Raw genomic sequence first — 14,279 nt, 5'->3', positions numbered from 1 at the left:
GCCTCTATGGACAAAACGGATGAACCGCAGCGCCTGGAACATGCTTTGAAGCAACTGGCGCTTTTAATACGCCGCCATGCTCCGGAGGGAGGGATTCATCGGACCGAGATCCCTTCGTTGACGCTGATGCATGCTACACGCTTGTCGGAACCGCTGGAATCCATCTACAAGCCATCCATTTGCGTTGTGGCGCAGGGGGCTAAAGTAGCCGCGCTGGCAGAGGAATCCTACCGGTACGATCCTTCGACTTACCTGGTCACTTCCGTCGAATTGCCGATTATGGGCCGAATTGTCGAGGCTTCGCCCGAGATTCCCTATTTAAGTTTGAAGCTCGGCTTCGATATCGACGTCATCCTGGAGATCATGGAAAAGGCGAACCGCACCGCTCCCGCGCCCGCGGAAGCCGCCCGCGGGATCGCCGTGAACCAAACGTCTCCCGCGCTTCTCGAAGTCCTCGTGCGGCTGGTGCAGCTGCTTGACGCGCCTGAGGACATTCCGGTGCTGGCGCCGCTTGCCATCCGCGAAGTGCTGTACCGCATGCTTCAGGGCGAGCAAGCCGAGCTTCTTTGCCAATTTGCGATCAGCGGCAGCCATGGCTACAACATCGCCCAAGCCATCCGGTTGATCAATCGGGAATATGACCACCCGCTGGCGGTTGAGCAGCTTGCAAAGACCGTGAACATGAGCGTGTCGGCGTTCCATAAGCATTTCAAGCGCGTCACGGCGATGAGTCCGCTGCAATACCAGAAAACGGTGCGTTTGCAGGAAGCCCGGCGGTTAATGCTGACGGAATCGATGCAAGCCTCCGATGCGGCGTTTCAGGTCGGCTACGAAAGCCCGTCCCAATTCAGCCGGGAATACGCCCGGATGTACGGAAAGCCGCCGGCACGGGACGTTCAGGAACTTCACGGCTTGGCCGCCGACGGCAAAAGGATTGCCCATTGAAAATCGGATAAAAAGATTTTTGATATGCTCCCGTTATGGTAGACAGGCGAAAAAAGAAAACTGGCTAGCGCAAGGGGGCTTTTTCATGCTTAACAAACATTAATACACCAGTGAAACTCGCTATGCTTGATGAACCTTAAGTGGTGAAAAATCGTCATCCGGCATACGACACAAAACTCTGTCTTTAACATGGCCGGGGGGATCTATACCAACTACCGCTTGTAAAGGAGTCTAAAAAAATGGCTATTGAAGAGATCATTCAAATGTTAGAACAGGCAGGGCTGGGAGCCTACAAGCAGGCTATCGCCAGGTGGATTTATCCGACGGCATATCTGAATTTGCAGCCTGCGCATGATTCTTCGATCCCTGTTGGGAGCAGCAAAGTCGGCGGTCGTCCGGATCTGCCTGAAGATGTGGAATGGCCGACGTGGAAGGACTACGAAATGACCTTTATCGCCCAAATCAACCTGGCGGAATGTCCCCGGGATCTGTCTCTTCCGGAGAGCGGCCTTCTATCTTTTTTCTATGCCGTTGAGCCGATGTTCGACGATGAGGACTTTTATGGCGACCCAAATACTTGCCGTGTCCTCTATTTCGAAGCCGAACGGCTTGATCAAATTTCGCGCAGAAATATCCCTGTTAGTTTGAAAGAGGCTTCGACGATGAAATCCAACCGTATTTCGTTTGAATCTTCCCTATCTGTCCCGGATTCGGAATCCGCCTTCCTGGAAAGCTTGGACCTGGGCTGGAGCGGCAACCGTGAGCATTTTGATCAATACTGGGAGGTATTTTTGCCGGAGTTTGAACGGGCATGGGGGAAGGATGGCTATATGAACCGTCTGATGGGACATCCGGATCAAATTCAAGGGGATATGCAAGTCGGCTGTGAGATAGCCCGCGGCGCGTACGGCTGGGATGACATGGCGAATTCCGAAAAACGCAAGCAGATCGTGAATTCGGCCGTAAAATGGCGTTTGCTGCTGCAAATCGATTCCGAGGAGGACAAGACGGGAATGATGTGGGGGGACGTCGGCCGGATTTATTTTTGGATTCATGAGGACGATCTTGCGGCGCTGCGCTTTGACCGGGTGGTTTGCGAGATGCAGTGTACATAGTTAAAGAAGGAGTTGGCCGATATTGCTTTTCAAGGCATTTCCCGCCACCCCATTGTAATTGCGCATGGAGCATGTGATAATGGGATGTTCGTTATAAAAATGAGCGGTAGAACGATTTTGATTGGAAAGCTGAGGTTATTCGAACGTGGAACGGTACCCATTTGCATATGATCCTTCCCGGCCTTTTATCCAGCAGGCGTCGGATTGGGTGGCGGATGTATTTTATGAGTTGCTGCCCGAAGCGGGCTTTGAAGTCCGGGACGAACAGATTTACATGGCCTTTCAACTGGAAAAGGCGTTTGCCGAGAAAAAAACGATTTTTGCCGAAGCCGGCGTCGGCACGGGCAAAACGTTGGTGTATCTTTTGTATGCCGTGTGTTACGCGCGTTATACGCGGAAGCCGGCGGTCATCGCCTGCGCGGACGAGTCCTTGATCGAGCAGTTGGTCAAGCCGGAGGGCGATATCGCCAAGCTGGCCCGCCATTTGGATCTCGTGATCGACGCGCGGCTCGGCAAGTCGCCGGATCAATATCTTTGCCTCAAAAAGCTGGATCAGGCGCGGATTCAAGGCGATGAAGAGATGGTCTGGGAAGACATCGCGGCCGGTTTGCCGGATTTCGTGTATTCTTCTGCGCCGATGCAAACCTTCCACGCCTACGGCGACCGGCGGGACTATCCGCAGCTTGGCGACGAGGAGTGGAAGAAAATCAGCTGGGATCCCTTCCAGGACTGCTTCACCTGCGACCGCCGCCACCGCTGCGGGCAGACTTTGTCGCGGGACCATTACCGCCGCGCCGCCGACGTGATCATCTGCTCGCATGACTATTACCTGGAGCATGTGTGGACGTACGACGGCCGCAAACGGGAGGGACAGCTGCCGCTGCTTCCGGAACATTCCTCCGTCGTTTTGGACGAGGGGCATTTGCTGGAGTCGGCGGCCATGAAGGCGCTTGGCTACAAAATGAAGCATACGGTCTTCGAGGACCTGATTACGCGCCTGCTGCAAAACGAAATCCGCGAATCGCTGGCCGTCCTGATCGACGACGCCATCGTGCAAAGCGAAGCGATGTTTGCCTTGTTCGGGCGAAACAGCCGCCCGATTCCCGGGTCGGACCGCAAAGAAATCCTGCTGACGGACGAGCTGCTCGGCGAAGTGCACCGGTTCCGGGGGCTGCTGACGGCGATTGAAGAAGAGCTGGTATTCGAAGGCGAGCTGTACACGCTGGACGAATATCAGCTCCGCATCGTGGAGGAGCATTTGGATATGATGCAGCAGGCGCTGATGCTGTTCGAGCGTTCCGAAGCGCTGATTTGCTGGGTAGAGGACAGCCCCGAAGGACTTACGCTTTCCATTATGCCGGGAACGGTCAAGGATGTGCTGAAGACGCATGTCTTCGGCCTGCGCATGCCGATCGTGTTTTCGTCGGCGACCATGTCGGTGGACGGTTCGTTCCGTTACCTGGCGGACAGCCTCGGCATCGAAAGCTTCCTGTCTTTTTCGGTCGCTTCGCCGTACGCGTATCCGGAGCAGATGGAAGTGCTGGCCCCGGCATGGAATCTTGCGGAAGGCTTTGAAGGCAAAATGAAGGAAGCGGTACGGCTGCTGCAGGAAAGCGGCGGCAGGGCGCTGATCCTGTTCCGTACGCGGGAGGAGCTGCGGCAGTTCAAGCAAGCAGCGAAGGACGAGCCTTTGCTGGCGGGAATACCGTTTTACTTTGAAGGGGACGGGGAAATCAGCCACCTGATTTCGTCCTTCCAGCGCGAAGAAGAAAGCGTTCTGTGCGCGGTCAGCCTATGGGAAGGCCTCGATGTGCCGGGGCCGTCGCTGTCGAACGTCATCATCTGGTCGCTGCCGTTCCCGCCGCATGATCCGGTGTTTATCGCCAAACGGAAGGCCGCCGCCGACCCGTTCAACGAAGTGGACCTGCCGTATATGCTGCTCCGTCTCCGCCAAGGCATCGGGCGGCTGATCCGTTCCCGGGACGACCGGGGGATCGCCGTGCTGCTGGGCGAAGAGCTGCGGACGAATCCCGAGGTCAAAGATAAGGTGCTGTCCGTGCTGCCGGAAGGCGTGGAGCTTCGGGAGCAGCTTTAAATGTTGCCATGGCTTGCGGATGCAGCTGAAAAAATACATCGTAGAATCGGCAAAAGCCGCGCTAAATGCGCGGCTTCAGGCTGTCGAGAAACCCCCTGTTTTTTTGCAGGGGGTTTAAAATTGCCTCGTCGGTCACTGAAGTAGGGTTCTCAGAGCGCTTTAAATCGATTTTTATTTTAAAAGATATGATTCCCCATATAAAAAATAGAGTGTCGAAAAGTCCGTTGGACTTTCTCGACACTCTGAAGCCGCGCTAAATGCGCGGCTTTTTGTTATGGAAGCGTCCGGCGGAGCCATTACTGTAACTCCGTATTTGCACTCGATGATAAGTTGAACGTTGGTTATGTTCTGTTTTACGCCGGATTTTCAACCGTCCCCATGAACAGCCAAAGCCCGGTTTGGCCGTCTTCGATGCAGAAGAAAAAAGGATGGTCCACGTTCATCTCGAACCGGCCCGCCGGCGGAGCCGAACCTGCCATGGCCATTTCGGTGACGGCAGCGGCTTCCGTGCCTTCCTCGTTTACGTCAAGCACCATCTTATGCAGCACCGAAGATACAAAAAGCGGCTTCGCGCCAGTCATGGCCGTGAAATCGGCGGCCGCCGGATCAAACGCCTGCTTCATGCCCATCGCGATCAGCGCCTCTCTTAACTCCAGCGACGATTCGGCTTTGAAGCGGGGGAGCCGGATTTCGCCGGAGGCATGATCGAACCGGGCTTGCCATATGGACGGGGCCTTGCGGATGGTGTTCATGACATCGGCGAGCGAATGCCCGCCTGCGGGAAGCACGATCAGCATGTTCAGCCGACCGTCCCCATAAGGCAGGCGAATTGCCTGAGCTTCGGGCGTTTGCTTGTATTCGAACATACCGGACCGCCTCATCATCGGCACTTGTTTGGTCGTTTGGTCGCCTAGCGTAAACTTGCCGTCTTGGGTGTCCTTCGGATCGAATGGACTTTGCCAGGCGCCGTTAAAGTAGACGGTATTCAGCAGAATCGCCAGCGTATCCGGGGTGGGAGCTTGATCGAGAACTCCCGGGATTTTACCGCGCGTATGCCGGCTTACCCAATCGTTGATCTTTTTTACCGTTCCCTTTTCGGTAAAGTCAACGGCTTGAACGTCGGCATGGTAGCTGTCTTTTGCCGTGAGAATAAAAGAGTCTTTGATCTCCATGCCCTTGCGGTACCAGACCGAATTGGCGGAATTCAGCCGGACGCCCGACCCCGCATCCCCAAGAAGCGTGTACAGCGTCCGGACCGAGGCGTTCGCCTGCTCCTTGCCGATGGTTTCGATTCCGAGCATCCGCGCCATTTCTTCTGCGGTGTTTCCGCCGCTGCCCTGATAGGCTAACGCTAATGCGATAAAAATACTATAGGGAGACAATAGGGTATTCCCCCCCGGCTTTGCCGTCTTCGCGAGCTCTTCGTGAAGACGCAGCCCGAAACGATTTTGCGCGCGGACCATGTCCGGATGGAGTTTTTCGGCGACCTGCTGCCTTTCGGCGAGGGAGAGGACCTGCGCCTGCTTTTTCGACGATTCCGGGGAATTCGGCTGCCGGCCGTCACAGGACGCCGTCAGCAGCAGCGAAGCGCAAAGCATAAGAAGGAGCGAGCCTTTTTTCCGAACCATTGCGGTTTAACCTGCCTTCCGTGTTCACATGATATTCATAGACGCTTCCAGAACTTAGGAAGTTGCGCCTCGAAAATCCTATCCCGATTTGATTCTGCTTGATCCGGGGCGGTATAATGAATATGAAGTCAATTAAACTGACCAATTTTTAACTTTTACACCTAACAAGGAGTTGTGCTACTTATGCCCAAAACACCCCGTCGACACCAAGAGGATTTGGCATCATTGTTTTCGCTCGGATTCAGCGCGTTGAACGAGGAACTGCATGAGCGGCTGAACGAGCTTGGATTCGGAGATTTCCGGCCCATGCACGGTTTTTTGTTTCAAGGGCTGATTCCGGACGGGGCCACGGCGAAAACGCTGGTTGAGCTTTTGGGTATTTCCAAGCAGGCGGTGAGCCAGATGCTGGATTACCTGGAGGAGCGCGGCTACGTCGTCAGAAAACCGCATCCTTCGGACGGCAGAGGCAAGCTGGTGGTGCTCACGGAGCGCGGCCAGGCGCTGATGAAGGCCAAAGAAAGCATCTACAGCACCATTGAAAGCCGGTGGGGAGCCATCATCGGGAATGACCGCCTGCAAATGATGCGTTCCGATTTGAAACGGATCATCGAGAGCGTTAGCGAAGGGGATGCGCCGAAAAAACTGCGGCCTTCCTGGTAAAGTACCCGTTCGCGAAAAGATTAAGTTTGAAAATATGATGCCAAAGGACCGAAAAACGCATGGAACCCTCTCTAATCATAAAAGCTTTATCGAATGAAACACGCCGTCAAATATTAACGTGGTTAAAACATCCGGAGCGGCATTTTGACGAAACGCCTTACGTTCAGCATGGAGTGCCCCAGCGAATCGGCGCCTGCGTCAGCGATATTCAGGAAAAGGCAGGGCTTGCCCAGTCCGTCATTTCCAGCTATTTGCTCATGATGCAAAACGCCGGATTGCTCGAAATGGAGCGGGTAGGCAAGTGGACCTTTTACCGCCGCAACGAAAAGACCATTCAGGCTTTTGCCGATTATATCCGGAATGAATTGTAGTGCCGTAAATAAAGGAGGAGACTCCTTTTTTTACGCCTATACGTATTTACATATCTAGATAATTGGATGTATAATGGCTGAGGATTGCGGTGTTACGTATTGAGTGAAAAACTTTTTGGGCGAAAAGAGAAAAATGAAAGGAAGACGGCAAGGCTATTTTTTGGGATTACATATCCATATATCCAGATGTGTAGTTATAAACGATAGGATAGGAGAGAGGATTACGACATATGAAGAACAAAATAACGATGCTGATCATGATGTTGTCTTTGGGCGTTTTCGGCATCATTGCGACCGAAATGGGAATCGTCGGCGTTTTGCCCCAGGTGACGGAGAAATTCCATGTTTCCGCGGCGCATGCGGGGCTGGCGGTCAGCGTTTTTGCGCTGGTCGTCGCCGTTTCGGGTCCTTTTGCCACGCTGCTTGCATCCGGTTTGAACCGCAAGATGATTTTAAGTTTGGCGGTATTGATGTTTGCCGTTTCCAACGTTTGTTACGTCATGACAAGCCGTTTTGAAGTGCTGATGGCATTCCGCATCATCCCGGCGATCTTCCATCCGGTGTTCTTTTCGATTGCGCTCGTTACGGCTTCGCAGCTGGTTTCTCCGGAAAAAAGCGGACAGGCGGCGACGAAGGTTTTTGCCGGCATCACCGTCGGTTTTGCGTTCGGCGTACCGTTGACCTCGTATTTGGCGGAACGAATTTCGCTGGACACGGCTTTTGGGTTTGCGGCCGCCGTCAATTTGGTCGCGTTCATCGGCATTTTGGCGCTTCATTTTTTCCGATGCTGCCGATCGTTTTTTTGTGGGGAATCATTCACTCCGGCGGGCTGATCGTAAGCCAGACGTGGCTCATGAGCGAGGTGGAAGAGGCGCCCGAATTCGGCAACAGCCTATTCGTCTCTTTTTCCAACCTGGGCATTACGCTCGGTTCTTCTTTGGGCGGCTGGTTTATTTCCTCTTTCGGCATTCAGCAGCTCATTTGGAGCGGCATGTTGTTTGCGGCGTTGGCTTTCGTTTTGATCGCGGCTAAAGTGAAATTATTCAGCGTATCCCGGGAAACGCCGGTAGCGTCCGTCGATAAAATGTAACGCCGGGGCTCGCCGGTATGAACCGGAAAAAAGCTGTACCCGTTTTGAAGCGGGTGCAGCTTTGCTCTTGCCGAAGCGATCGATCTTTATGTTAATAAGCAAACGTTCCGTACAACAGATATATGTTAAGCACCGCGATGAGGATCGCGATGAACCAGGACAGCAGTCGAAGCCACCGGGGGGCGGCATGCGGGCCCATTTTCTTCCGGTCCGAGGTGAACATGACGAGCGGGATGACGGCAAAAGAGAGCTGAAGGGACAGGATGACCTGGCTCAGGATCAACAGGCTGCCGGTTGCCTGTTCGCCGACGATCCCGATCACCAGCACGGCCGGAATGACGGCGATGGCGCGGGTAATAAGCCTGCGAATCCAAGGTTTGAGCCGGATGTTAAGAAAACCCTCCATGACGATCTGGCCGGCCAGCGTCCCGGTCAGGGTGGAGTTTTGGCCGGAAGCGAGCAGCGCGACGGCAAAAAGCACGCTGGCGATGCCGGTGCCGAGCAGCGGCGTCAGCAGCTGGTACGCATCCTGAATTTCGGCGACTTCCGTGTGACCCGTCGCATGGAACGTGGCGGCGGATAAAATCAGGATCGCCGCATTCACGAACAGGGCCAGCATAAGCGCCACGGTCGAGTCGATCGTCGCGAAACGGATCGCCGATTTTTTGCCCTGCACCGTATCCTCGTAATTCCGCGTCTGCACGATCGACGAATGGAGGTACAAGTTATGCGGCATGACCGTCGCGCCCAAAATGCCGAGGGCAATGTACAGCATGGCCGGATTTTGGACGATTTCCGCCTTGGGCACGAAACCGGACAACACGCCGCCAAGATCGGGCCTCGACAGCACCATTTCGGCGACGAAGCAAAGCATGATCATGGCGATGAGCGAGATGACGATCGCTTCGATGTAGCGAAAGCCTTTGTTTTGCAGGAAAAGCACGAGCAAGACGTCAAGCACCGTCAGCAGCACGCCGTAGATGAGCGGCATGCCGAACAAGAGCTGAAGGGCGATGGCGGAGCCGATCACTTCGGCCAAATCGCAGGCTGCGATCGCCAGCTCGCACAGTATCCACAGGCCGAAATTGACCGGTTTGCTGTAATGGTCGCGGCAGGCCTGCGCCAGATCCCTTCCGGTGGCAATGCCCAGCCGGGCGGAAAGCGATTGAAGCACGATCGCCATCAGGTTGGAGATGAGGATGACCGACAGCAGCGTATAGCCGAACATGGCTCCGCCCGCCAAATCGGTAGCCCAGTTTCCCGGATCCATGTACCCGACCGCGACGAGGTATCCCGGACCGACAAAGGCGAGCAGCTTCCGAAAAAAGCTGCCTTTCGTCGGCACCTTCATCGACTTGTAAACTTCGGGCAGGCTGGGGGCATCCCGCTTGGAGCGCCAGCCCTGCTCGGACTGCGATTCCTTTACGCGTGGTGCGGACATGTTCATGTGTACAACCTTCTTTCTTACAGGAAATTATTTTGCCTCCGGACAACTTTTGATGTAAAAAAAATCTCTCCTTTCCGAAGTAAGATATGAACCTACCGCTTTTCTATGTGCATGGATGTTCCAAAGCGATCCGCAGGCAAAACAGTGGATTGAAACCCGACTCCTTGTCAAGGCGCTTCATGGCGAAACGCCCTACCGCAGGAAATGGGTGAGCCCAATCATGGTCAGCAGGCCGAAAATGAAGGAAAACGTCGCGGCCCGTTCATTGCCGTCCCCGTGGCTTTCGGGGATCAGCTCCTTGTAGACGACGAACAGCATGGCTCCGGCCGCAAAGGCAAGTCCGTAAGGGATGACCGCATGGAAGGTTTCGGCGAAGCGAAGCCCGGCCCAGCAGGCGGCAAACTCCAGCACGCCGGTAAACGCGGCCAGCACCAGCGCCCAGCGCCGGCGCATGCCATGGGTAATCAGGAACAAAGCGGTGAGGAACCCCTCCGGAATGTTTTGCAGGCCGATGCTGAGCGCGACGATCGTTCCGAGATCCTGGCTGCTGCTCCCGTAGCTGACCCCGACCGAAAGCCCCTCAGGTAAGTTATGCAGCGCCATCGCGGAAAGGAACATGAGCGAGCTCGTCCGGCCGTTTTTTTCGATGCGCAGATTATGGGCGGGATCCTGATGGGGGATGATCAGCTCCAATATGGTTAGAACCGCCGTTCCCAGCAGCGTGCCGATCGTAAGAATCCACAGGTTCGACAACTTCAGCGCCGCCGGGATGAGGCCGTAGGTCGAAGCCGCAACCATGATGCCGGCGGTGAACGCCAGCAATATATCCCGCCTCCGATGCGTGACATTGTTGAACAGGAGCGCGGGCAGCGCGCCCAAAGCGGTGCAAAGCGAAGTCGCCAGACTTCCCAGCAAAATGGCGTTCATAGGATCCTCCTTACCCAGTAGATTGCAGTCGCATGTTTCGCTTGTACAACCATATGAGCAAGTTCGGGACTCTATTCGCAAAATAAACTTCGGCGGCCCCACCCGCGTACGGCCCGTTCCGCCGATCGTCCCGACTAAAGAAACGCCCCGCGGCATTTGGCCGCGGGGCGCTTGTCGTGTCCTTATTTTTCTTTGATGGTGATGCTATCGATCGTTACTTTTTCAGTCGGTTTGCTCAGCTCGTCCGTGTCCGGATTCGCTTCGACCGGCGTGGCGGCGATTTTTTTCACGACGTCCATGCCGCCGGTGATTTTGCCGAAAATGGTGTAGTTCGGGATCTGGTTCAGATCCTTGCTGTCCTCGCCCGTGCAGATGAAAAACTGGCTGCCGTTCGTGTTCGGTCCGGCGTTGGCCATCGCGACGATGCCCGGCTCGTATTTGTAGTTCGTTTTTTCATCCTCGAAGGTATATCCAGGGCTGCCCGTGCCGGTTCCCGTCGGGTCGCCGGTTTGAATCATAAACGGTTCGATGATGCGGTGGAAAATGACGCCGTCGTAGAAGCCTTGCTTGGACAGAAACACGAAGTTGTTGACGGTTTTCGGCGCGTCTTTCGCAAACAGCTGGATCGTAAACGTGCCTTTGGACGTTTTGACCTCGGCTTCGTAGGTTTTCTTCGTATCGATTTGCATGGCCGGCGGGCTTGTCCAGCTTTTCGCCCCCTGCGATGCATTCGTGCCGTTATCCTTCGTATCGGTATCGTTGGCATCCGTACCCTTCGTGTCCTGCGGCTGCTGCGTTTCCTGGGACTGGTTCGGGTTGGCCTGCTCGGCGGACGATTCCGGTTTTTTGCCGCAGCCGCCGAGAACGAGGGCAACCACGATCATGATCATCAACGGAAGTAAATACGCTTTTTTCAGTTTCATGAGTCGGTTGTTCACTCCTTATGCATTTTCGCTATGTCTAATGATAGCGGCTTTTCGCTCCAAAATCTAGCGCACCTCCGGTTTGTCCCGTCCTTGCAGAAAAAACCGGTTTTTTGCAGGTATTCTTGAAACTTCTCCATTCGCTGCAACGTTTAAACAGGTAATGAATGTAAATTTTGACATGGGGGGATGCCGATGTTCGATGCGGAAAATGCCCGTCTGACGGAGCTGAAGGAGAGCATGAGGAACAAAGTCAAATGGGAAAAACACCTTCAGGAGCTGGAAAAAGAGCGGGAGGAACGACGGCGGGAAGCGGATCGCTGGAAACAGCGGCTGGCGGACGAGGAAAAGGACGTAGAACGGCTGGCTGGCGCCTCTTTGTCCGCGTTGTTTTTCGGCTTGATCGGCAAAAAGGAAGAAAAAATGGAACGCGAACAGCTCGAAGTGCTGGAGGCGAAAGCAAAATACGATGCGGCGGTCCGGGCGGCAGAGGACATTCAGAAGCAATGCGAGGAAACGGACCGGCTGCTCCGCGACGTGCGATATTCGGAATCCGAATATGAACGGATATTGAAGGAAAAGGAAACCATCCTTTTGCGGCAGCCCGGGGAACTGGCGGAACTGGCGGAGCGGCAGGCGGATCTCGCCGTGCAGCTGAAGGAAATGAAGGAAGCGGTGCAAGCGGGCCGCTCGGTGCTTCATGATTTGGAGCAGGCCCGGGATTACCTGCAGTCCGCCCGCAGTTGGGGCACTTACGACATGCTTGGCGGCGGCATGCTGTCCACGCACCTCAAGCATAACAAAATCGACGAGGCCATGGATTATATCCATGACGCGCAAACCAGCTTGCGGAGGTTCGGCAAAGAACTGAAGGATGTGGAGATGCATTTGGCCGTCGAGATCGACATCGGCAGTTTTTTGCGTTTTTCGGATTATTTTTTCGACGGGTTTATTGCCGACTGGATGGTGCAGGGACGGATCAACGACACGCTTTCGCAGGTGGAAGAAAAGCTGGATGCAATCAAGCGGGTGGTGCGCCGGATCGAGTCGGAGCAGCGCAGCCTGGAAACACGCTTGGCAGACGTAAAAAGAAGGTACGAGTACGTGGTCGAGTCGGCCGAATGAGATTTGAAGGAGCCTCCCGATGTCGCTTGGACCCCGGGCAGCTCACGACTAGTCCAGTTCCGACCCGGGTCGGCCCGGAAAGCATGATTGCGGCAGCTTATTCGGATTGATGAGTCAATTTTTGATGGAGAAAGTTAGTGAGAAATAAAGTCGTTCATGTGCACGAAAAGGGGATTTACCGAATGGAGGCAGATTACGGCCGTAGGTAAGAGGCAAATAAAAAGGAGGGCGTTGGCCCTCCTTTAAATATGCTTCCTATGCTTCGTTCTTCTTCCATTCGACGCTGCGGAGCAGGCCGTGCTTCATCAGCGCCAGCACGAAATCCACGTAGTAATCTTTCCGCACGATGGCGGCGTATTCATGGTTTTTATAGGCGTAAAACAGCGCGTCGGTGTAAACGTCGTTATCCTCGAAATGTTTCCGGATTTCCCGCAAACGGTTCAAATACGGCTCCTCCTGGAGGAGATGGATGCGAAATTCGACATCGTCTCCGTTGACGGTTTCCGTGATGCGGGCAACGTCCTCGTTGCAGCGGTAAGTCAGCATGGCGGGCGCCTCTATTCCGGTCAAAATGTTTTCCTTTGCTTATTCCTTCCCACGATTCCTGCCGGTTAACAACCGTCCGGTATTCTCCTGGTCACATCAAATATCTGAGATATACATATGCGCTGGACAATAGGACGGACAAAATCATGATCGGGAAGCCGTATTTCAAGAACGTCGTGAATTTCAGCGGATACCCCTCCTTGGCGGCCATGCCGGCCACGATCAGGTTGGCGCTGGCGCCGATCAGGGTACCGTTACCGCCGAGGCAAGCGCCCAGGGCGAGCGACCACCAGAGCGGTTCCAGATTGCTGATCCCCATGCTGCCCATGTCTTGAATCATCGGAATCATCGTGGCCACAAACGGGATGTTGTCGACAAACGCCGAAGCGATGGCGCTTAACCATAAAATGAGCATCGAGGTCGATGCGACGTTGCCCCCGGTAAGGCTTACCGCCTTTTCGGCCAGGGTGGAAATGACCCCGGTTTCGATCAAGCCGGCCACGAGCACGAACAGCCCCACGAAGAAAAAGATCGTCGGCCATTCGACCTTGGCGAACGCTTCTTCAAGCATATGTTCCCCCGTCAACAGCAAAAGCAGGAAAGCGCCGGCCAAGGCCACGGTAGCCGATTCGATATGGACGAGCTGGTGGATGAAAAATCCGACGATGGTCAGCCCGAGCACGGTTACGCATTTGACCAGCAGCTTTTTGTCCGTCAGCAGCTCTTTTTCGTCCAGATCCATGATGCTTTGCATCAGTTCGGGCGTCGTCTGGATCTGTTTCCGGAAAAGCAGGATGAAGATCGGAATCAGAACCAGCATAATGATGAGCGCCATCGGCATCAGGTTTTGAATGAAAGCCATAAACGTCAGCTCTTTGACCGCGCTGCCGATCATGATGTTCGGCGGATCGCCGATCAAGGTCGCCGTGCCGCCGACGTTGGAGGCGATGATCTGCGTGATCAGGAAAGGCAGCGGATTGACCCGCAGCTGGCGTGTAATACTAAACGTAACCGGCACCATCAGCAGGACGGTGGTGACGTTGTCCAAAAACGCCGACCCGAGCGCCGTCAGCAGCATCAGCGCGATCAGGATGGCGAGCGGACGGCCTTTCGCTTTTTTCGCAGCCCAGACGGCCACGTATTTGAACAGCCCCGTTTCGGCCGTAATATTGACGATGATCATCATGCCGATGAGCAGCCCGAGCGTGTTGAAGTCGATATGGTGTATGGCCGTCTCCTGGCTCACGATCCCGAACACGACCATCAGCACGCCGCCGATCATCGCGATGACCGTCCGGTGGATTTTTTCGGAAATAATCAGTGCATACGCAATCAAAAAAATAACGATAGCCAAAATCGCTTGTTGTTCCATATGGTTCCTCCCCGTTTGTCTCTATGTCGAAGTCC

General features: G+C 54.7%; 12 protein-coding genes and 1 pseudogene. 7 read left to right on the top strand and 6 right to left on the bottom strand.

What is annotated here, in order from left to right; all coding sequences use genetic code 11:
* Nucleotides 1-6: 6 nt before the first annotated feature.
* From NYE48_RS24005 to NYE48_RS23995, 3 genes are all read left to right on the top strand, one after another.
* Entirely contained in the window at nt 7-945 is a 939-nt protein-coding gene (locus NYE48_RS24005) for an AraC family transcriptional regulator (protein WP_341000195.1), read from the top strand.
* A gap of 239 nt (nt 946-1,184) precedes the next feature.
* Entirely contained in the window at nt 1,185-2,060 is an 876-nt protein-coding gene (locus NYE48_RS24000) for a YwqG family protein (RefSeq protein WP_341000194.1), read from the top strand.
* Between the two features lie 145 nt (nt 2,061-2,205).
* Nucleotides 2,206-4,155, top strand: coding sequence for an ATP-dependent DNA helicase (locus tag NYE48_RS23995; protein WP_341000193.1), 1,950 nt, complete (start codon nt 2,206-2,208; stop codon nt 4,153-4,155).
* A gap of 353 nt (nt 4,156-4,508) precedes the next feature.
* Here the strand turns inward: NYE48_RS23995 and NYE48_RS23990 are convergent, their stop codons facing one another.
* Nucleotides 4,509-5,783, bottom strand: coding sequence for a serpin family protein (locus NYE48_RS23990; RefSeq protein WP_341000192.1), 1,275 nt, complete (start codon nt 5,781-5,783; stop codon nt 4,509-4,511).
* A 183-nt stretch (nt 5,784-5,966) separates the two neighbouring features.
* Here NYE48_RS23990 and NYE48_RS23985 point away from each other — a divergent pair, with 183 nt between their 5' ends.
* The 3 genes and pseudogenes from NYE48_RS23985 (at nt 5,967) to NYE48_RS23975 (ending at nt 7,904) form a co-directional block, all read left to right on the top strand.
* Nucleotides 5,967-6,443 carry a MarR family winged helix-turn-helix transcriptional regulator gene (locus NYE48_RS23985; protein ID WP_036707363.1) on the top strand — a complete coding sequence of 159 codons (477 nt, stop codon included), beginning with the start codon at nt 5,967-5,969 and terminating at the stop codon, nt 6,441-6,443.
* 59 nt (nt 6,444-6,502) lie between these two features.
* Nucleotides 6,503-6,814 carry an ArsR/SmtB family transcription factor gene (locus NYE48_RS23980; RefSeq protein WP_341000191.1) on the top strand — a complete coding sequence of 104 codons (312 nt, stop codon included), beginning with the start codon at nt 6,503-6,505 and terminating at the stop codon, nt 6,812-6,814.
* 230 nt (nt 6,815-7,044) lie between these two features.
* Nucleotides 7,045-7,904: pseudogene (locus NYE48_RS23975) on the top strand (MFS transporter).
* 91 nt (nt 7,905-7,995) lie between these two features.
* On the opposite strand, the gene NYE48_RS23970 reads toward NYE48_RS23975, so the two are convergent.
* The 3 genes from NYE48_RS23970 to NYE48_RS23960 form a co-directional block, all read right to left on the bottom strand.
* A complete protein-coding gene (locus NYE48_RS23970; protein WP_445324081.1) occupies nt 7,996-9,345 on the bottom strand; it encodes an Nramp family divalent metal transporter in 1,350 nt (449 codons plus the stop codon).
* Between the two features lie 198 nt (nt 9,346-9,543).
* Nucleotides 9,544-10,278, bottom strand: a complete 735-nt coding sequence (locus tag NYE48_RS23965; RefSeq protein ID WP_341000189.1) for a ZIP family metal transporter — start codon at nt 10,276-10,278, stop codon at nt 9,544-9,546.
* A 182-nt stretch (nt 10,279-10,460) separates the two neighbouring features.
* Entirely contained in the window at nt 10,461-11,201 is a 741-nt protein-coding gene (locus NYE48_RS23960) for a peptidylprolyl isomerase (protein WP_212950008.1), read from the bottom strand.
* A 195-nt stretch (nt 11,202-11,396) separates the two neighbouring features.
* On the opposite strand from NYE48_RS23960, the gene NYE48_RS23955 reads away from it, so the two are divergent.
* On the top strand, nt 11,397-12,326 hold the full coding sequence (locus NYE48_RS23955; protein WP_036707370.1) for a hypothetical protein: 930 nt from the start codon (nt 11,397-11,399) through the stop codon (nt 12,324-12,326).
* A gap of 255 nt (nt 12,327-12,581) precedes the next feature.
* Here NYE48_RS23955 and NYE48_RS23950 read toward each other — a convergent pair whose 3' ends face one another.
* Both NYE48_RS23950 and NYE48_RS23945 read right to left on the bottom strand, forming a co-directional pair.
* Nucleotides 12,582-12,896 carry a hypothetical protein gene (locus NYE48_RS23950; protein ID WP_341000188.1) on the bottom strand — a complete coding sequence of 105 codons (315 nt, stop codon included), beginning with the start codon at nt 12,894-12,896 and terminating at the stop codon, nt 12,582-12,584.
* 67 nt (nt 12,897-12,963) lie between these two features.
* Nucleotides 12,964-14,244 carry an ArsB/NhaD family transporter gene (locus NYE48_RS23945; RefSeq protein WP_341000187.1) on the bottom strand — a complete coding sequence of 427 codons (1,281 nt, stop codon included), beginning with the start codon at nt 14,242-14,244 and terminating at the stop codon, nt 12,964-12,966.
* Nucleotides 14,245-14,279 lie beyond the last annotated feature (35 nt).

The sequence above is a fragment of the Paenibacillus sp. FSL M7-1455 genome (assembly GCF_038004655.1).
Lineage (GTDB): Bacteria > Bacillota > Bacilli > Paenibacillales > Paenibacillaceae > Paenibacillus_AQ > Paenibacillus_AQ cookii.
Note: the sequence above shows the minus strand (reverse complement) of the source record. Positions and strands in the feature narration are given on the sequence as shown.